Origin of the sequence: Corynebacterium sp. NML130628 (assembly GCF_001875665.1) — a bacterium.
In the GTDB taxonomy this organism is placed as follows: domain Bacteria; phylum Actinomycetota; class Actinomycetes; order Mycobacteriales; family Mycobacteriaceae; genus Corynebacterium.
In genome coordinates, this window is record NZ_MLAL01000023.1 from 107,856 (window position 1) to 125,701 (window position 17,846).

The 17,846-nt window shown below is 61.5% G+C and carries 16 protein-coding genes; 10 read left to right on the forward strand and 6 right to left on the reverse strand.

Annotated elements, in window-relative coordinates:
- Positions 1 to 36: 36 nt before the first annotated feature.
- The 3 genes from BJP07_RS06845 (at position 37) to BJP07_RS06855 (ending at position 3,737) form a co-directional block, all read left to right on the forward strand.
- On the forward strand, positions 37 to 2,709 hold the full coding sequence (locus BJP07_RS06845; RefSeq protein WP_071566746.1) for a Rib/alpha-like domain-containing protein: 2,673 nt from the start codon (positions 37 to 39) through the stop codon (positions 2,707 to 2,709).
- A 33-nt stretch (positions 2,710 to 2,742) separates the two neighbouring features.
- Positions 2,743 to 3,129 carry a hypothetical protein gene (locus tag BJP07_RS06850; protein WP_071566747.1) on the forward strand — a complete coding sequence of 129 codons (387 nt, stop codon included), beginning with the start codon at positions 2,743 to 2,745 and terminating at the stop codon, positions 3,127 to 3,129.
- A 158-nt stretch (positions 3,130 to 3,287) separates the two neighbouring features.
- Complete coding sequence (locus BJP07_RS06855; protein WP_071566748.1) at positions 3,288 to 3,737, forward strand: hypothetical protein; 450 nt, start codon at positions 3,288 to 3,290, stop codon at positions 3,735 to 3,737.
- On the opposite strand, the gene gyrB is transcribed toward BJP07_RS06855, so the two are convergent.
- The 5 genes from gyrB to dnaA all read right to left on the reverse strand — a co-directional run bounded on the left by gyrB (position 3,734) and on the right by dnaA (position 11,228).
- On the reverse strand, positions 3,734 to 5,779 hold the full coding sequence (gene gyrB / locus BJP07_RS06860; protein ID WP_071566749.1) for a DNA topoisomerase (ATP-hydrolyzing) subunit B: 2,046 nt from the start codon (positions 5,777 to 5,779) through the stop codon (positions 3,734 to 3,736). The two genes, BJP07_RS06855 and gyrB, sit on opposite strands and share 4 nt — an antisense overlap.
- Before the next feature lie 77 nt (positions 5,780 to 5,856).
- Positions 5,857 to 6,456 carry a DciA family protein gene (locus BJP07_RS06865; protein WP_070478308.1) on the reverse strand — a complete coding sequence of 200 codons (600 nt, stop codon included), beginning with the start codon at positions 6,454 to 6,456 and terminating at the stop codon, positions 5,857 to 5,859.
- Positions 6,443 to 7,621, reverse strand: a complete 1,179-nt coding sequence (gene recF / locus BJP07_RS06870; protein ID WP_071566750.1) for a DNA replication/repair protein RecF — start codon at positions 7,619 to 7,621, stop codon at positions 6,443 to 6,445. Before recF ends, BJP07_RS06865 begins: the two co-directional genes overlap by 14 nt.
- Before the next feature lie 9 nt (positions 7,622 to 7,630).
- Positions 7,631 to 8,836 (reverse strand): DNA polymerase III subunit beta, encoded by a 1,206-nt coding sequence (gene dnaN, locus BJP07_RS06875; RefSeq protein ID WP_177222538.1) that lies wholly within the window; start codon positions 8,834 to 8,836, stop codon positions 7,631 to 7,633.
- 859 nt (positions 8,837 to 9,695) lie between these two features.
- Positions 9,696 to 11,228, reverse strand: a complete 1,533-nt coding sequence (gene dnaA / locus BJP07_RS06880; protein WP_071566751.1) for a chromosomal replication initiator protein DnaA — start codon at positions 11,226 to 11,228, stop codon at positions 9,696 to 9,698.
- Positions 11,229 to 12,110: 882 nt separating this feature from the next.
- Between dnaA and rpmH the strand changes: the two genes are divergently transcribed.
- The 7 genes from rpmH (at position 12,111) to BJP07_RS06915 (ending at position 16,633) form a co-directional block, all read left to right on the forward strand.
- Positions 12,111 to 12,248: a 50S ribosomal protein L34 gene (gene rpmH, locus BJP07_RS06885; RefSeq protein ID WP_071566791.1), complete on the forward strand. Its 138-nt coding sequence runs from the start codon at positions 12,111 to 12,113 to the stop codon at positions 12,246 to 12,248.
- Positions 12,249 to 12,269: 21 nt separating this feature from the next.
- Positions 12,270 to 12,641, forward strand: coding sequence for a ribonuclease P protein component (gene rnpA, locus BJP07_RS06890; RefSeq protein ID WP_071566752.1), 372 nt, complete (start codon positions 12,270 to 12,272; stop codon positions 12,639 to 12,641).
- On the forward strand, positions 12,620 to 12,922 hold the full coding sequence (gene yidD / locus BJP07_RS06895) for a membrane protein insertion efficiency factor YidD (RefSeq protein WP_071566753.1): 303 nt from the start codon (positions 12,620 to 12,622) through the stop codon (positions 12,920 to 12,922). Before rnpA ends, yidD begins: the two co-directional genes overlap by 22 nt.
- 22 nt (positions 12,923 to 12,944) lie before the next feature.
- A complete protein-coding gene (gene yidC, locus BJP07_RS06900; RefSeq protein ID WP_071566754.1) occupies positions 12,945 to 13,925 on the forward strand; it encodes a membrane protein insertase YidC in 981 nt (326 codons plus the stop codon).
- A 67-nt stretch (positions 13,926 to 13,992) separates the two neighbouring features.
- On the forward strand, positions 13,993 to 14,643 hold the full coding sequence (gene rsmG / locus BJP07_RS06905; protein ID WP_071566755.1) for a 16S rRNA (guanine(527)-N(7))-methyltransferase RsmG: 651 nt from the start codon (positions 13,993 to 13,995) through the stop codon (positions 14,641 to 14,643).
- Positions 14,644 to 14,663: 20 nt separating this feature from the next.
- On the forward strand, positions 14,664 to 15,545 hold the full coding sequence (locus BJP07_RS06910; protein ID WP_071566756.1) for a ParA family protein: 882 nt from the start codon (positions 14,664 to 14,666) through the stop codon (positions 15,543 to 15,545).
- A gap of 2 nt (positions 15,546 to 15,547) precedes the next feature.
- Entirely contained in the window at positions 15,548 to 16,633 is a 1,086-nt protein-coding gene (locus BJP07_RS06915; protein WP_071566757.1) for a ParB/RepB/Spo0J family partition protein, read from the forward strand.
- Here the strand turns inward: BJP07_RS06915 and BJP07_RS06920 are convergent, their stop codons facing one another.
- Positions 16,634 to 17,815 carry an N-acetylmuramoyl-L-alanine amidase gene (locus BJP07_RS06920; protein WP_071566758.1) on the reverse strand — a complete coding sequence of 394 codons (1,182 nt, stop codon included), beginning with the start codon at positions 17,813 to 17,815 and terminating at the stop codon, positions 16,634 to 16,636. It abuts the gene before it with no gap.
- Positions 17,816 to 17,846: the final 31 nt, after the last annotated feature.

Consider the following 17,846-nt stretch of genomic DNA (forward strand, 5'->3'; position numbering starts at 1 on the left):
TACACGGACCATTGGAAAACACTAGGCGGAGGAACAATGAACGCTACGAAGTACACCGCAGTATTAGCAACCACCGCAGCACTGATCGGCGCCGGCCTGGCCGCACCGCAACTGCGCGCGGAAGAGAATACTGCAACCACTGCGTCTCAGGCGCAGGAAACGCGCGAATGGCGCAACGTTGAAATCACCGCAGGCGGCACCATCACCGTTAAGCCGAGCGTCCCACTCCCAGAAGGCGCCAAAGCCGTCGGCCCGACCAGCATTGACGGCTGGAAGCTGAATACCGACGAAAAGACCGGTGCCGTTACCATCGAGGCCGCACCGAAGCTGCGCCCCGGCCAGGGTCTGCGCTACCGCGTCGTCGTCCTCTTCGCCGACAAGACCACCGCCACCTACGACTCCGAAATTACCGTCGTCCCAGGCGGCAACAACAACGCCAACACCTCCACCATCGAGTACAAAGACTCGCTCGTCCAGCCGAAGCAGAGCGTTACCGTGACCCCCACGGGCACGTTCCCGCAGGGCACGAAGTTCTATCTCAACAGCGACAAAATTGAGAAGTGGGACGTCAGCGTCGAGGAGGCAACCGGCGCCGTCACCGTCAAGGTCGGCGACATCGGCTTTGGTTCCTGGCTCTCCGTCCCAGTTCGCGCCGAGTTTCCCGACGGCTCCTCCGACGTCAAGCACGCCAAAGTAACCGTCGCCGACGAGCACGGCAACACCACCCCGTCCTCCGACCGCCTCGCCGCGAAGTACACCCCGGCCTACCCCACCACGGAAATCGCGGGCAACGAGACAGCCACCGTCAAGCAGACCGCTGAACTGCCGGAAGGCACCACATTCAAGATCATCGGCGAATCCAAGTACTGGGACCTCTCCATCGACGCCAAAGGCACCATCACCGCGAAGCCAAAGCAGCCGCTCGCTGCCGGTGCAGTTGTGAATGTGCCTGTCATCGTCACCTACTCCGACGACTCCCAAGACTTCGTACAAGCCAAGGTCGAAGTGACGAAGGACCCCGTGTGGCAGTCCAGCAAGGCCACCGTAGACTACCCGGTGACCACCTCCCCCGCTGATGAGACCGCCACCATCACTCCTGCACTCAAAGATGTGCCGGAGGGCACCAAGTTCGCCATGAACGCAACGCCACCAACCGGCTGGGAGGTCGGCATCAATCCTTCTACCGGTGTGGTGACCGTTCACGCCCCAGAGGGCACCCGCGCAGGCACCCAGATCAACGTGCCCATCCGCGTCGACTTCCCCGACGGCTCCCGCGCCATCAGCAACGCCGTCATCCTCTTCGAGGCGCCGACCAACCCAGAGGCGAAGAAGTTCACGGTCACCTACAAGGACGTGACCATCAAGGCCGGCGAGAACCGCGTGGCCAAACCAACCGAGTCTTTGCCGACCGGTGCGACCGTCAGGGGTCCGGAAAACCAGAGCGTCAACGGTGTGAAGGTCAACACCGATAAGGACGGCGCCGTCACCATTGAAGCACCAGGCTACGCCCGCAACTTCGAATTCACGGTCCCTATCGTGATCCTCTTCCGCGACGGCTCCACACAAGAAACGAAATTCAACGTCACAGTGAAGGCGAAGGAGACGACTGCGCCGAAGACGTCGGAGACCAAGCCTTCAACCAAGCCGACCACCTCCGCGGCGGAACCGTCCGCGCCGCGGACAAGCGAGCCCACGACGTCCGCCCCGCGGACAAGCGAGGAAGCGTCAAGCGAGCAGCCGACCACGACCAAGCCGACCACCTCCGCGGCGGAACCGTCCGCCCCGCGGACAACCGACCCGACAACGACCGCCCCACGGACAAGCGAAGAGGCGTCGACAAGTGAGGCGGCTCCGACGACCTCAGCGAAGCCTTCGAAGCCACAGGCTGAGACGACCAAGCTTGAGTACGCGCGCACGGCGGTGCACGCGGGCGAAACGGTGACGCTGAAGCCGTCGGGCGAATTCCCCGCGGGGACGAAGTTCAATGGGCCGAGCGGGTCGCAGTCTGGCTGGAGTGCAAGCACGAACAGCGCGACGGGCGAGATTCGCGTGTCCGCCCCGGCGAACGCGACCGCAGGTACCACGGTGGAGTTCCCTGTCACCGTGACGTTCCCGGACAACTCGAAGCAGCTCCACCACGTGGTTGTGTACGTCGAGCGCACGACCACGGCGCCAAGCGCCAGCGAGCAGCCGACGAGCACAGCGCCGACGAGCACGACGACGCCAGCGAAGCCGAAGGAATCGCAGGCGGACAAGACGGACGTCGACTTTGAGCACCCGAAGGTGAACGCTGGCGACACGATCGTGCAGCGCCCGAGCGGCAACGTTCCGGCCGGCACGAAGTTCACGGGCCCGAACGGCACCTACGAGGGCTGGAAGCTCGCCACCGACCCACGCACGGGTGAGGTCACTATCACGCCTCCAGCAGCCGCGAAGCCAGGTGCCTCCATCGACTACACCGTCACGGCGACGTTCCCTGACTGGTCGACGAAGGAGTACAAGCTGAAGGCCACGGTTGCGGACGACGGTAAGGGTGGTGAGACCGGATCGAGTAGCGATGGGTCCAGCAGCTCCTCCTCGAAGGAGGAAGGCTCCAGCACGGGCGCGACCATCGGCATCGTGGTCGGTGTGCTCGCGCTGCTCGGCCTGCTGGCCGGTGCGGCGAACTACTTGCTGCCGTACGTCGACATCAACGCGCTGCTTCGCTAACACCGTTCGCGCGGGGACGATATTCTAAGCATTATGAAGAAAATTAGTGCTATCGTCCTCGCCGGCGGGGTCGCGGCGTCGCTGATCGTCGCGCCGCAAGCAACCACCGCCCCATCGGGATCCTCGGGGTCCTCTCAAAAGACGCCGGTGATCACGCCGACCGTCACCCCACCAAAGCAGCCACCGCTCGGCAGTGCGTACACGGGATCGGCGCCGGTCTCGCTGACGATGGCGGCGCTGCTCACCCTGCTGGTCGGCCAAGTAATTGTCGACGCCGTCCCCCCACTGCGCGCAGCCGTCGACGACCTCGCGCGTCAGGCAGGGCTCTCGGGTGTAATGGGATCCTCGCAGGGTAATCGTATTTTCGACTTCTCCAAGATCGACCTCAACGAGTTGCAGAAGATACTGCCCAAGGTCTAAACCCCACCCCAAATATGTAACCACTGTGACTCATGATAAATTTGTCTCTGTTGTGGTTACAGAGTCCTGTGTGACTGCTGTGGCGGAAGAGCCGCAACGCTCAACGTAACAATGCGACCTGCCGGGGGGCAGGTCGCATTTGTCATACAATCAACGGCATGGAAACACCACAAGGACTCAACGCGCTCCTCCACAACGGGCGCCGCCCAGGCATTGTCGACGCGCTCGCCGGAGTCGTCGACCAGACCGTCGCAGACCAAAGCGGACTCACCGGCATGGCGCTGCGCTCCGCAGTCGCAGGCGTAAAGAAAGTCGACGCCCGCATCCTGCACAAAGGCATCAACACCGTCCTCCCCCAGCTGCTCGAGCAGCTCAACCCCCGCTGGGAAGACTACAAAAACAGCGACCACGCCGCCTTCGGCGAATACCTCGCACAACACGAAGACGACGTGGTCGCAGAACTCGTCTCACTCGGCGACAACCTCCGCGACTCCATGCCAGCAGGCGTACAGAAGATCTACGCCACGTTCCGCAGCAAGGCCGCCAAAATTGTGGGGCCTGCGCTGCCGCGGATCGGAGAGGTCGTCGAAAAGCAGATGGAAGGCTAGACGTCCAGGAAACGGACGTCCTTCGCCTTGCGGGTGATGAACGAGCGGCGAGCCGCGACATCATCACCCATCAGGATGCTGAACAGCTCATCAGCGCGCTGAGCGTCCTCCACATCAACACGACGCAAAATACGGTGATCTCGGTCAAGCGTGGTCTCCCACAGCTCGCTCGGGTTCATCTCACCCAGACCCTTGTAACGCTGGATGCCGTCATCCGTGTTGATCTTGCGGCCGGCCTCCAGGCCCTCCGCGAGCAGCTGGTCGCGCTCCGCATCAGAGAACGCGTAGCCCGGCTCACCCTTGCCCCACTTCAGCTTGTAGAGCGGCGGGTTCGCCAAGTAGACGTGGCCCTCCTCGATGAGCTCCGGCATGAAGCGGAACAGCAGCGTCAGCAGCAGCGTCGCGATGTGCTGGCCGTCGACGTCAGCATCCGCCATCAGCACAATCTTGTGGTAGCGCAGCTTCGAAATATCGAACTCTTCGTGAATACCCGTACCCAGCGCGGTAATAATCGCCTGGACCTCCGCGTTCTTCAACACGCGGTCCATGCGGGCCTTCTCCACGTTCAGGATCTTGCCGCGCAGCGGAAGAATCGCCTGGTACATCGAGTCGCGGCCCTGCTTGGCCGAACCACCTGCTGAGTCACCCTCAACAATGAACAGCTCAGACAGCTTCGGGTCCTTCGAACGGCAATCCGCCAACTTACCCGGCAAGCCACCCAGATCCGTCGCCGACTTGCGACGCACCAAGTCACGCGCCTTCCGCGCCGCTTGACGCGCCTGCGAAGACGCAACCGCCTTCGAAATAATGGCCTTCGCCTCCGCCGGGTTCGCATCAAACCAGTCCGACAGATTCTCGTTCACGGCGCGCTGCACGAAGCCCTTCACCTCGGTATTACCGAGCTTCGTCTTCGTCTGGCCCTCAAACTGCGGGTCCGCCACGCGGACAGACACCACGGCTGCAAGACCCTCACGGCAGTCATCGCCAGTGAGGTTCGGCTCCTTGTCCTTCAGCAGCTTATGGTCACGCGCGTAACGGTTCATCAGCGTGGTCAACGCCGCACGGAAACCCTCCTCGTGCGTACCGCCCTCATGGGTATTAATGGTGTTCGCGAAGGTGTGCACAGACTCCTTAAACGAGCTGTTCCACTGCATCGCCACCTCAGCCTCAAGGCCATCGCCCTTTTGGTCGAAGCCCACGATCGTCGGGTGGATCGCCGTCTTCGACTTATTCAGATGGTTGACGTAATCGATCAGGCCATCCGGGTAGTGGTAGGTGACCTTCTTCTCACGCTTCTTCTTCGGGGCAGCGGCCGCATCGCCTTCGGTGGCGGCGTCGTCAAACGAATCCGAACCAACCGCGGCGGCCGTGTCGCCCTCCTCCGCGATCGCCTCAAGCTCAAGCTCCTGCTCAGAGACGCGCTCGTCCTTCAACGTGATGGTCAGGCCCTTATTCAGGAACGCCATCTCCTGCAAACGACGCGAAATGGTCTCCCACTTGAAATCCGTGGTCTCGAAAATCTCCGGGTCCGGCCAAAAACGAATCGCCGTCCCAGTACCGCGGGCGTTACCGCCCTCCTCCAGAAGCTCCGGCTGCGCGTTCACAAAACGCTGGTACCAGTGCTTGCCCTCGCGCTTAATGTCCGCCTCAACACGCGTGGACAGGGCGTTCACCACGGAAATACCCACACCGTGCAAACCACCCGACACCGCATACGACTCCGAGTCGAACTTACCGCCCGCGTGCAGCTGCGTCATCACGACCTGCACCGTCGGCGCACCAGACGGGTGCATCTCCACCGGAATACCACGACCATTATCGACGACCTCTACGCCGCCATCCGCGAGCAGAGTCACATCGACGCGATCGGCATAGCCCGCCATCGCCTCATCGACCGAGTTATCCACGACCTCCCACACCAAATGGTGCAGGCCACGCTCACCGGTCGACCCAATGTACATACCTGGGCGTTTCCGGACGGCCTCGAGGCCCTCGAGGATAGTAATCGACGACGCGTCATAATGAGGTTGTTGATCAGCCACTGGAAAAGACGCTCCTCCTGAAAAATGTCATTAACCCGTCCTATCTTACACGTAAAACAGGACACCAAACCCCACGACTACCCGTATGTGTCCCTCGGTCCCCGCCCCTTCACGTGCAGCGGACCATAGCGCCAACTCTTCACCCGCGGACCATAAATGTGCAGCTTCCGAATCACATCCGGGCCCACCTTCTCCGCGATCGCGCGCAGCACCGTCGACTGCATATACTTCAGCTGCGTCGCCCACGCCGTCGTCGTACACGTGATGAAGACCTCGCCATCCTTAATCATCTCCACCTTCGTATGCTCCGCAATCGTGGCGCCGACCAGGCCCTCCCAATTGCCCATCACCCAGCCATACGCCATATTCTCCGTCCAATCGCGCTTCCGGATCTCCTTCCCCAGCAGCGACGAAAACGACTTCACCTTGTAACTCCGCGGCAACGCCCGGCCATCCTTGCCCGTCGGCCGCCCACGCTCCAGCCACGGCCGGCGCTCCTCCTGCTCAAAATGCAGCCCCGGCACCGTAATGTCCTTCACCGGACGGCCCTTGCCCTGACTGCGGCGCGGCACCACACTCGCACCTTGCTTCGACAAATCCGGCAGCCTCCCACCACGCCGCTTCGCCGTGCGCCGCAGCTGGTCAAACGTCGTGCCCACCAAGTCACGCTCGCTCAATGTGGGACACCCCCTCCTCCATCCGCACGTGATACCGCGCCGTCACCGCCCCATCCAAGTTCCCCGGCAAATCATCACCGACCGCCGCCGTAATCAACACCTGCTCCGCCGACTCCGCCACATGCACCAACCGCTCCCGGCGCTTCGCGTCCAACTCCGCAAACACATCATCCAGAATCAGCACCGGATCCGTGCCCTCACCAGCCAACAAGCGGTACTCCGCCAAGTGCAAACTCAGCGCAAAGGACCACGTCTCCCCATGCGACGCATAGCCTTTCGCCGGCTGCTGACCCAACATCAACACCACATCATCCCGATGCGGCCCAACCAGCGTTGAGCCACGCTCAATCTCCTCTTTTCGACGCCTCCCCAACTCCGACAACATCGCCGCCTCCAACACCCGCGGATCCCTCGACGCCGCCCCCGTCAACTCCAACACCGCCCTATCCAGCGTCGACGTGTACTCCACCGACGCCGCACGCGACTCCGGCGCCACCGACGCATAGGACTCCGTAATGTGGTCGGAGAGGGCGTCGACAAGCAGAAGCCTGCCCGCCAGCACCTGCGCCCCATAACGCGCCAACTGTGCATCCCACGCATCCAACGTGCTCAACGCACCCGCGCCCGCCGCATCCCCATAACCGCGGCGCAGCGCCATATTCTGCGAACGCAACAACGCATTACGCTGGCGCAACACCTTGTCATAGTCCGCCTTCACCCCACCATGACGCGGCGTACGCACCGCCGCCAACGCATCCAAAAACCGGCGCCGATCCCCCGGCTCCCCATTCACCAACCGCAAATCCTCCGGCGAAAACATCACCGTCCGCAACACACCCAGCAGCTCACGCGCCGACTTCAACCGCGTCCTATTAATCTGCGCCTGATTCGCCCCACTCGACTTAATCAACACATGCGTCGTCAGCGCGCGACCCTCATTCACCGTCGTCGCCGACACACGCGCATCACTCGCCCCCGAACGGATCAGCGGGCCATCCGTCGCCACCCGGTGACTCCCGAGCATCGACGTGTACCGCACCGCCTCCACAACGTTCGTCTTCCCATGCCCATTACGGCCAGAAAACACCGTGACGCCCGGCTCCAAATCCACATGCAACTCCCGCCACGAACGGAAATCACGCAGGTCAAGTTCCGAAACGTACATCGCGGCAAACTAGCCCGGCAGACGAACCGGCATCAACAAATACGTGAAATTCGTCTCCGGCGTCGGGAACAACCCATCATCACCCTTCTCCGGCAAGGACTCCGGCTCCGGAATCATAATCGCCGGACGCGACGACTCCGTAAACCCAAACACCGCACGATCCGTCCCAATCACCGACAAACCATCACGCAAATAACCAGCATTAAACGCAATCAACAACTCATCCTCCCCCACAAACTGCGCAGGAATCGACTCCGACGCCTCACCCGAATCAGCCCCCGACGCAAACAACGTCACCTGACCCTCCGAAAAATGCAACCTCAACTGCGCATTCCGATCCGCCACCAACGACACACGACGAATCGCCTCCAACAACGGAGCAACCTCCACCGACGCCATCGACGTATGCGCCTTCGGCAACAACGGCTGCACATTCGGGAAATCCGCATCCAACATACGCGTCGTCGTCTCACGATTGCCCGCATGCAAACCAAACAAACCGTCCGCGCCCACATTATCGACGCCACCAACGGCAATCTGCACCGGCTCCTCCAACTGCGTATCCAACGTCCGAGCGTTATCCAACAACGTCTTCGCCGGTACCAACAGCTTCGCCGCAACCCCCTCACCAGCAGGCGACCACTCCAACGAACGCAACGCCAACCGGAAACGGTCCGTCGCCGTCAGATGCAACGTCGAACCCTCCACCTCAATGTGGATACCCGTGAGCATCGGCAACGTGTCATCCTTACCCGCCGCGGCAGCCACCTGCATCACCGCACCGCTCAGATCCTCCGAGCTGATCGTGCCCGTCACCTCAGGCAACTGCGGCAACTGCGGATAATCATCCAATGGCATCAGAGGCAGCTCGAAGTGGGCGGAGCCGCCGTCGAGAAGCAGCTTCGAATCATTCGTAGAAACCTCAACCGGCTGATTCGGCATATTCGACACAATGTCAGCCAACAACTTACCCGCCACCGCAACGCGACCCGGCGTAGCAACCTCCGCCGCAATCCGCACCCGCGACGACACCTCATAATCGAAGCCCGCGAACTCCAAACCCTCATCCGACGCCGTAATCAACACCGCGCGCAAAATCGGCTGCGTGTTCTTCGTCGGCAACATCCGAGCAACCCACGCCACCGCGTCCGACAGGTCCTCCTTGTGCACGCGGAAAGAAACGTTGGAATTCAAGTTGTCATGGATGTCCGCCATAGTGACACGGGCTCCTTGCAGTACGTAGAGATTCTTGTAATTACGTTCTCACTTTAGGCGGGGACGCGCTTTTTGTCATTCGAGTTTTCACATAGCTTTTTGGGTCGTTGCTCGTTCGTGAGCCGTCCATGCGCCGTTCTGCACAGGTCCCCTTTCTACTCTAGGAATTACAAGTAAAAACCTTGGGAACAACAATAAGTCCTGTGCAATCTGTGGAATTACAAGTATTTGCCGTGGTTGGAGCGCGAAAACAGGGTGTGCAATTGCCTGTGGATGAATTGTGGATAACTCGACTCAGTTGTGGATAGAATTTTTAGCATCTGGCCTGTGCACAACTTGGAAAGGGTTGTCCACTGGGGATTCACAAGTTATCCACAAGCACTGTGGGGTGTGACGTGGGTCTCTTTGTGGTGGGGGTCACTCGCGTGTTTTGCCCCTGAATGTGAATTACAGCGGTGTAATTACACAGGTGTGGATAAGTCTGTGGATTGTTTGCTGGGTGGGGCCCCGTCAGCGTTTCCCCAGGTCGGGCGCTGGCAGCGAAGGAATATGGTGTCGCGTGGGTTGCGTGAGTGACAAAGGACGCAATCCTGCCGACGGACTACGGCAAAAGCCCAGGTCGCGAAAAGTCGGTTGCATCCTTTGTCACTCGCTGCCCAATCTCTGCACCAAATTCCTTGCTTTCTGCACGTGAGTTTGGAAAAACCCAGGTTGGAAGATGGTTGTGAAGGAATTTGGTGTCTTTGACTCTCGGTGAGGCACCAAATTCCAGGATTTTGGGTAAAGCGCTGGGTAAAACCCCAGGTGAGCATAACTCCGCGAGGGAATTTGGTGCGGGGGGCAACGCGGGGGCTAGCAACTAGCGCAGGGTGCGGGCGCGGGCCTTGATGATCTGGGTCAACTCCTGGATTTCGTCGTAGGTGACGCGGTTCTCCGTCATTTCCTTGCGGATCTTGCGGTCCGCGTACATCACGGTGGTGTGGTCCTTGCCCCCGAACTCGTCGCCGATCTTGGGCAGGGAGAGTTCGGTCAGTTCGCGACACAGGTACATCGCGATCTGGCGGGCGTGCGCCACCTGACGGGTTTTACCTGCGCCGATGAGCTGGTCCATCGTGACGTTGAAGTATTCGGCCGCGTACTCCTTGATGGTGGAGGCGTTGATATTGATGTCGCCTTCGTCGGGGAGGATGTCGCGAAGTGCGACTTGGGCGACGTCGAGGGTGATGGGCTCGTCGATAAGGGAGGAGTAGGCCGAGACCCTGATGAGGGCGCCCTCGAGCTCGCGGATCGACGACTCGAATTGTGAGGCGATGAGCTCGAGCACCTGGTGGTCGACTTGCGTGCCGTCGGCTGCTGCCTTCTTCATCAAGATGGCGATGCGGGTCTCCAGGTCAGGTGGCTGGACATCGGTGATGAGGCCGCCTTCGAAACGCGTGCGGAGGCGGTCCTCGAGGGTGGTGAGCTGCTTCGGTGGGCGGTCAGACGACAGGATGATCTGCTTATTCGCCTGGTGCAGCGCGTTGAAGGTGTGGAAGAACTCCTCCTGGGTGCCTTCCTTGCCCTCGAGGAACTGGATGTCGTCGACCATGAGGATGTCGAGGTTGCGGTAGCGGCGCTTGAAGCTTTCTTGGCGGTCGTCGCGCACGGAGTTGATGTAGTCGTTCGTGAACTCCTCGGAGGAGACGTACTTGATGCGGAGGTTTGGCTGCAGGACCTGCGCGTAGTTGCCGGCGGCGTGCAGCAAGTGCGTCTTGCCGAGCCCGGATCCGCCCCAGATGAACAGGGGGTTGTAGGCCTTCGCGGGGTTCTCGGCGACGGCGACGGCGGCGCCGTTGGCGAAGCGGTTCGAGGAGCCGATGACGAAGTTTTCGAAGGTGTACTTCGGGTTCAGGCTGGTCTCGCGCTCGGGGTCGTGGGCAGGCTTTTCGCGGGGGATTCGCTGAGGGACGGTCGGGTGCGCCGTCGCCTGGTGGTGTTGTTGTTGGCGGGCGTGCATCTCGGCGAGTTCGTCGAGGCCCATTGGGATTTGCTCGCCGGGGGTCATGTAGGCGGGGTCGATGGCCTCGGGAGCTGGCGCGGCAGGCGGGGGCGTGGGGGTCGGCGGGGCTGCTGGTGCCTGGATTGAGACGGCCAGCGTGCAGTGTTTGCCCACGTGGGAGGCCAGGAGCGCCGTGATGTGCGGTGCCAGGGACTGCTCCACGACCGTTTTCGCGGCGGCGTGGGGTGCGGAGAGGATGGCGTAGCCGTCGACAAGCATGACGGGGCGGACGAGTTGGAGGTACGCGCGTTCTTGCGGGGTGAGCGATGGGACCTGTGAGCTGGGCTGTTCCGACAGCGCCAGCAAGTCGGCGACGATGGTGCGCCATAGCGTTTCGATGTCTTGCTCTGCCAACGTCCCGCTCTCTTCCTAGTCCAACATGACATTTAGTGATGTTCGTCATATCTGTGGAATTTCACGTACATTCCACCGCTGTTTCACAGATTTTGTAATTCCAAAACCTGCCTCTCACCAGTATCTTCCACAGACTTATCCACACCTGTGGATAACTCCGGTGAGTAAGTTGTCCACAGTCTCTCGCCTCACCTGTGGATAACTTTTTCGTGAATATTCACCGGCGTTGACCTGCGGTAATTACAAATTCTTCCGAAAAGTCTCAACCTGTTGTTCACAGTTATCCACAGCGATGTGGAGAAAGAGCGTGTGTAATTGTGGTGCTTTACCATTGTTACCCGGTATGAGCTTGCAATGTCTAACAGCCCGCGGGTCGCAACCCTGTGGATAACTCGTTTCGACGGTGTAATTCACAGCGAATGTCGAACATCGCCTACGCGTGTTTGGAAGTAATCGCGCGTCAGGCCGGTGATAGCGCGGCCCCCGGTGTTCGAAAATGCGCAACCACCTGCGCGAAAGTACAGCTTTGTAATTACGGGGGTAAACGAATGGACGCTCGCCCCACCCGGCGCAAAAAGGCGGTGTGTCGATTTGAACAACCAGCGGTTTTTCGCGTAGTCTGGCGTAGTCTGTCACACCACGGGCGCGAAGCAACATGCCCACGGTGTGCTTGAGAGCAACATCTACGCGGTGCACCGGGCCGCCCACCCAGGGCGAGTCAGCGAAGGTGATGCATGCAGGTCAACGCGCACAACGCGCAGCGGCCGGGCAATCTCAACCTGCACATTATAATTCCGGGACGGCTACTACCCCGGGAGGGAACACGTCGCACACCGCGGCGGGTTCCCGCTGGCCGTCGTGACCTCTTTAAAGGAGTCCACCGTGTCTAAGCGGACTTTCCAGCCAAACAACCGCCGTCGCTCACGCAAGCACGGCTTCCGTGCCCGCATGCGTACCCGCGCCGGCCGCGCAATCGTTTCCGCGCGCCGCAAGAAGGGCCGCGCAAACCTCTCGGCATAAACGCCGAAGCGCAGCGACACCGTGTTACCCCGCCCGCACAAACTCGCCTCATCTGCCGACTTCCGGCAGACCATGAGGAAGGGAGTGCGCGCGGGGTCTCGCACTTTAATCGTCCACGTCCGCTCGCGGGCCGAAGACACCATCGCGCTCCAAGGAGGGCCGCGCTTCGGACTGATCGTGTCCAAGCAGGTTGGCAACGCGGTGACCAGGCACGCAGTGTCTCGAAAGCTGCGGCATGTGCTGCGAGGGGGCGTCGAGAAGCTGGGGCAGCACCACGACGTCGTGGTGAGGGCCCTGCCCGCCTCAGCCACCGCCACGAGCGCGCAACTCGCACACGACTACAACGCCGCGCTGCGCAAAGCCCTGGACAAATGGCGTACTACAACTTCCTAGGCCAACGCATCCCCGCACCACCAAACGCGGCCGCGCGGGCACTCGTGAAAGCCGTACGCTGCTACCAAAAGTACCTCTCACCCCTTAAGATGGGTGCGACGTGTCGTTTCATGCCAGTGTGCAGCGCCTACGCCCTCGAAGCGGTCGCGCGACACGGTGCCACCAAAGGCACCCTGCTCAGCGTGGCCCGCGTCTGTAAATGTGGGCCCTGGCACCCCGGCGGGTTCGACCCAGTACCCGGCAGCGGTACGGACGCGTCCACAGAAACGACCACCAAGTAACAACGAGGAGAAACACCCCAAAGTGCTGAATTTCATCTACTGGCCGATTTCTTGGGTGCTGTGGTTCTGGCACAAAGTATTCGGCTTCATACTCTCGCCGGACTCGGCGTTGTCATGGATCCTGTCCATCGTCTTCCTCACCTTCACCCTGCGAACCCTGCTGGTCAAGCCCATGGTCAACCAAATGCGGTCCATGCGCAAAATGCAGGAAATGCAGCCGAAGATGCAGGAAATCCGCCAAAAGTACAAGAACGACCAGCAAAAAATGGCGGAAGAGACGCAAAAACTGTACAAGGAGATGGGCACCAACCCACTCGCCTCGTGCATCGTCCCGCTGGCACAGATGCCCGTATTCATCGGACTGTTCCACGTGCTGCGCTCCTTCAACCGCACCGGCACCGGCCCCAACCAGCTGGGCTTAAGCGTTGAAGAAAACCGCAACCTGGCCAACTACGCGTTCTCCCCAGAAGACGTCCGCTCCTTCCTAGACGCCGACTTCTTCGGTGTGCCGCTCTCCGCCTACATGTCCATGCCAGAAGACGCCTTCGCAGCGTTCACCGGCCTGGACTTCACGCGCGCCAACATCATCATGGTGTGCCTGCCGCTCGTGCTCATCTCCGCGACGTTCACCCACCTGAACGCCCGGATGTCCCTGAACCGTCAGGCTGCTCGCCGCGCCGCCGGCAAGACCAACAGCCCATCCGGCGACAACGCCGCCATGATGGAACAGCAGATGCAGATGATGAACAAGATGATGCTGTGGGTCTTCCCGGTCATGATCATCGCGTCCGGCTTCCTGTGGCACATCGGCCTGCTGTTCTACATGCTGGCCAACAACGTGTGGACCTTCTTCCAGACCCGCATCGTCTTCGCCAAGATGGACGCCGAGGAAGAGGAAGAGGAGCGCGCCAAGGCAGAAGCCAAACGCGCCTCCGCGCCCGTTGTCGGTGCACGCAAGGTAGACAAGCGCAGCAAGAAGCAGCGCAAGCAGCAAGGCAAGTAACTTGGCCCCTAGTGAGCCTTCAGCCCCCAGCAAGTGTTTGCTGGGGGCGTTACTTTTACTAGAGTCGATGCCAGACCAAAATTCAAAGGAGTACACAGCCGTGTCAGCACTACCCACAGCCGCCGCCACCATCTTCGGCGACCGCCTGCCACTCGCCCAGGCCTACCACGAATCGCTCGCCACCACCGCCGCCGAGCGCGGCTTCATCGGCCCCAAAGAAGTCAGCCGCCTGTGGCAACGGCACATCCTCAACTGTGCGGTCGTCTCCGAAGCACTTGACGACGCCACCACCGTCGCCGACATCGGATCCGGCGCGGGACTGCCCGGCATCCCACTGGCCATCGCACGCCCCGACGTCACGTTTACCCTCATCGAGCCGCTGCTGAAGCGCTCCACGTACCTCGCCGAGGTGCAACGCGAACTGGGTTTGGACAACGTCACCGTCGTCCGCGGCCGCGCCGAAGAGCAGCCCGGCGGGCAATTCGACGTGGTCACCTCCCGTGCCGTCGCACCCCTGGGCAAGCTGGCCGGCTGGAGCCTTCCACTGGTCCGCCACGGGGGCTCGATGTTGGCGCTGAAAGGCGCTAGTGTTGCAGAAGAACTCGAACGCGACGCGCGGGCGATCAAGAAAGCCGGGGGTATCACGCCGAACATTTTCCAGGTTGGCGGCGACGTCCTCGACCAGCCGACCACCCTCATCCGAATCGTGCGGAAATAGCGGAAAGGAACACCACCAGCATGGACAACGCCACGCTGCAACGGCCCGCGCACACCCGCGTGTTCACCGTTGCGAACCAGAAGGGCGGCGTCGGCAAGACGACGACATCGGTGAACATGGCGTCGGCACTCAGCCGCCAAGGCATGCGCGTCCTCGTCATCGACCTTGACCCGCAGGGCAACGCCTCCACCGCGCTCGGCGCCGAGCACACCTCCGGCACCACCTCCAGCTACGAAGTTCTCATCGGCGAAGCCACGCCCGAGGAAGCGCTGCAGCCGCACGCTAACAACGAGAACCTCTACTGCATCCCCGCCACCATCGACCTCGCCGGCGCCGAGATCGAGTTGGTGTCCATGGTGCGCCGCGAATACCGGCTCCACGACGCCATCCGGCGCGGCTTCCTCGAAGAACACAACTTCGACTACGTCTTCATCGACTGCCCGCCATCGCTCGGGCTGCTCACCATCAACGCCATGACCGCCGTCGACGAAGTCATGATCCCCATCCAGTGCGAGTACTACGCGCTTGAGGGCGTCGGCCAGCTGCTCGGCAACATCGGCATGATCCGCGAGCACCTCAACCACAACCTGCACATCTCCGCGATCGTGCTCACCATGTACGACGCCCGCACGCGCCTCGCGGCGGACGTCGCCGGCGAGGTGCGCAACCAGTTCGGCGAAGTGGTGCTGCGCAACGTCATCCCGCGCTCCGTGAAAGTCTCCGAGGCGCCCGGTTACGGCCAAACCGTCATCGACTACGACCCACTCTCCAGCGGAGCGCTGGCCTACTACGACGCCGCCCGCGAACTGGCAACACGCGGCGACTACCAACCACACGCCACCACGGGGCCCATCGGCGTCAGCCCCCAGGTGGCCCAACAACTTGACGAGGGCGAGGAATAACCATGGCACAAGAGCGTAAAGGCGGCCTCGGCCGCGGACTAGCAGCACTCATCCCGCAGGCACCAGCCGCGACCGACAAAACCGGCAAAACAGGCGGTATCGGCGGCAAGGCCTCCGACGTGATCTTCGGGGCCGGAGCTCCTGCCGGCGCCGCAGAGACTGCTGGCGGTGGTGGTGGCGGCGATAAACTTCCGCCGCGCGGAAAGCGACCCAAGGTTGCGGGCGCGCCCACCGTCGGCGCCACCCCCGAGAACGTCATCCAGCCGGTGCCAGTCGGCGCACGCTACCAAGAAATCGCGATCGGGCAAATCATCCCGAACCCGAAGCAGCCCCGCCAGGTCTTCGACGAAGACGACCTCAACGAACTGGTCCACTCCATCCGCGAGTTCGGCCTGCTGCAGCCCATCGTCGTCCGCGACACCCCCGACGGCTTCGAACTCATCATGGGCGAGCGCCGCTGGCGCGCTGCCTCCAAAGCCGGCCTGAAACACATCCCAGCCATCGTCCGCGAAACCTCCGACGAGGACATGTTGCGCGACGCCCTGCTGGAAAACATCCACCGCGTCCAACTCAACCCACTCGAAGAAGCCGCCGCCTACCAGCAGCTCCTCGAAGAGTTCGGCGTCACCCAGGAGCAACTCGCCGACAAACTCGGGCGCTCCCGCCCCGTGATCACCAACGCGATCCGCCTCCTGCGCCTCCCAGTGCCAGTGCAGCGCCGCGTCGCCGCAGGCGTCCTCTCCGCAGGCCACGCCCGCGCCCTCCTCGGCCTCAAACTCGGCAGCGACGCCCTGACATCCAACGGCCAAAACCTGCTCGCCGAACGCATCGTCTCCGAAGGCCTAAGCGTCCGCGCCACCGAAGAAGCCGTCACCCTCATGAACAACGAAGGCGGCGTCCCGCAAAAGAAACGCCGCGAACCCACCCCCCAACCCGAATACCTGACCCGGGCCGCCGACCAACTCGCCGACGAATGGGACACCAAAGTCTCCGTCACCATGGGCAAGCGGAAAGGCAAAATCGTCGTCGAATTCGGCGACCGTCAGGACTTCGAACGCATCATGGGCCTCATCCAGGGCACAGACTAACTACAGGTGCTCCTGGCGGAGCAGCTCCTGGAAGGAATAAGTGCCTGTCGGCTGATCATCAGAATCCAGCAAGTACAGGCGCTTCACTGCCACCACAACCGCCTCAGCGATCGCGTCACGCTGCTCCGGATCCGTCACGACCTCAACATCGTGCGGATTCGTGACATAACCAGCCACAATCTCCACCGACGGCATCCGCGTCATCCGCAGCATCTCCCACGTCCGGGCATGATTCCAGCAATTACGTAGCGACGTCCTCGCCGCAATCTCACGCTGAATATAGCCCGACAGCGTCTCCCCCGTCATCGACGACGTCCCGTTCTCCGAACCGAAATAGAACGTGGCCACACCATTCGCCTTCTCATTGGCATACCGGTCCAGCTGCAGGGAAATCACCAAGTCGGCGTCGAAGCCGTTCGCCAAATCGGCGCGCTCCTTACACGACGGATTATCACCACGCGGGCGGGAAATAATCGTCTCCACACCAGCCGCAATCATGCGGCCCTCCACGCGCTGCGCCAAATCCCACAGGATCTCCTCCTCCGTGATCTGGCCAAAGGGGCCGTCGACAAGCGAACCCTTATCCGCACCACCAAGATGCGGATCAATCACCACGCGCTTGCCCGCCAACTGCGGGCCCGCCGCGCGCACATGCTCACGCTCACGAATCGCATGCGCAGAACCACCCGTAATCCGGCGGCCCAACAGGCTCAACGCGTGCAACGTATCCGGGCCACACACCCCATCGTCTTCCAAACCCGAATTCAGCTGGTAATTCACCACGGCCTCGTGCGTACGGGGACCAAACCGGCCATCCACGCGATCCGAATAAAATCCCAGCTCATGCAGCTGCGTCTGCAACTGGCCCACGTCGTCGCCCACCAGCTCCTGATTCGGCTGATACTGCAACACACGCGCCCCCAACGTATACGAGGCCTCACGCAGCTCACGCAACGTCAAATCATCAATCGTGCCAGTCGGCATAATTCCCCGCGACTGCTGAAACGCCTTCACCGACTCAGCCAAAGGGGCGTCGAAAAGCATCTCATCAGGAGTGAACTGCCGAGAGTTGAAGTCCTCAATGTCACCATCGAAGTCCTCCAACATGCCCAAACGCGCAAGCGTCGCACGCGCCTCGGCCACCCGAGCACTCGAATCACCTACGCGGAGAATGTCACCCACTGGGCACCTTTCTACAAAACCAACAATGCAG

Coding starts and splice junctions, on each gene's coding strand:
- BJP07_RS06855 (WP_071566748.1), top strand. CDS start 3,288: ATGGAAACACCACAAGGACTCAACGCGCTCCTCCACAACGGGCGCCGC.
- BJP07_RS06845 (WP_071566746.1), top strand. CDS start 37: ATGAACGCTACGAAGTACACCGCAGTATTAGCAACCACCGCAGCACTG.
- BJP07_RS06850 (WP_071566747.1), top strand. CDS start 2,743: ATGAAGAAAATTAGTGCTATCGTCCTCGCCGGCGGGGTCGCGGCGTCG.
- rsmG (WP_071566755.1), top strand. CDS start 13,993: ATGCCAGACCAAAATTCAAAGGAGTACACAGCCGTGTCAGCACTACCC.
- recF (WP_071566750.1), bottom strand. CDS start 7,621: ATGTACGTTTCGGAACTTGACCTGCGTGATTTCCGTTCGTGGCGGGAG.
- dnaN (WP_177222538.1), bottom strand. CDS start 8,836: ATGGCGGACATCCATGACAACTTGAATTCCAACGTTTCTTTCCGCGTG.
- BJP07_RS06915 (WP_071566757.1), top strand. CDS start 15,548: ATGGCACAAGAGCGTAAAGGCGGCCTCGGCCGCGGACTAGCAGCACTC.
- yidD (WP_071566753.1), top strand. CDS start 12,620: ATGGCGTACTACAACTTCCTAGGCCAACGCATCCCCGCACCACCAAAC.
- BJP07_RS06910 (WP_071566756.1), top strand. CDS start 14,664: ATGGACAACGCCACGCTGCAACGGCCCGCGCACACCCGCGTGTTCACC.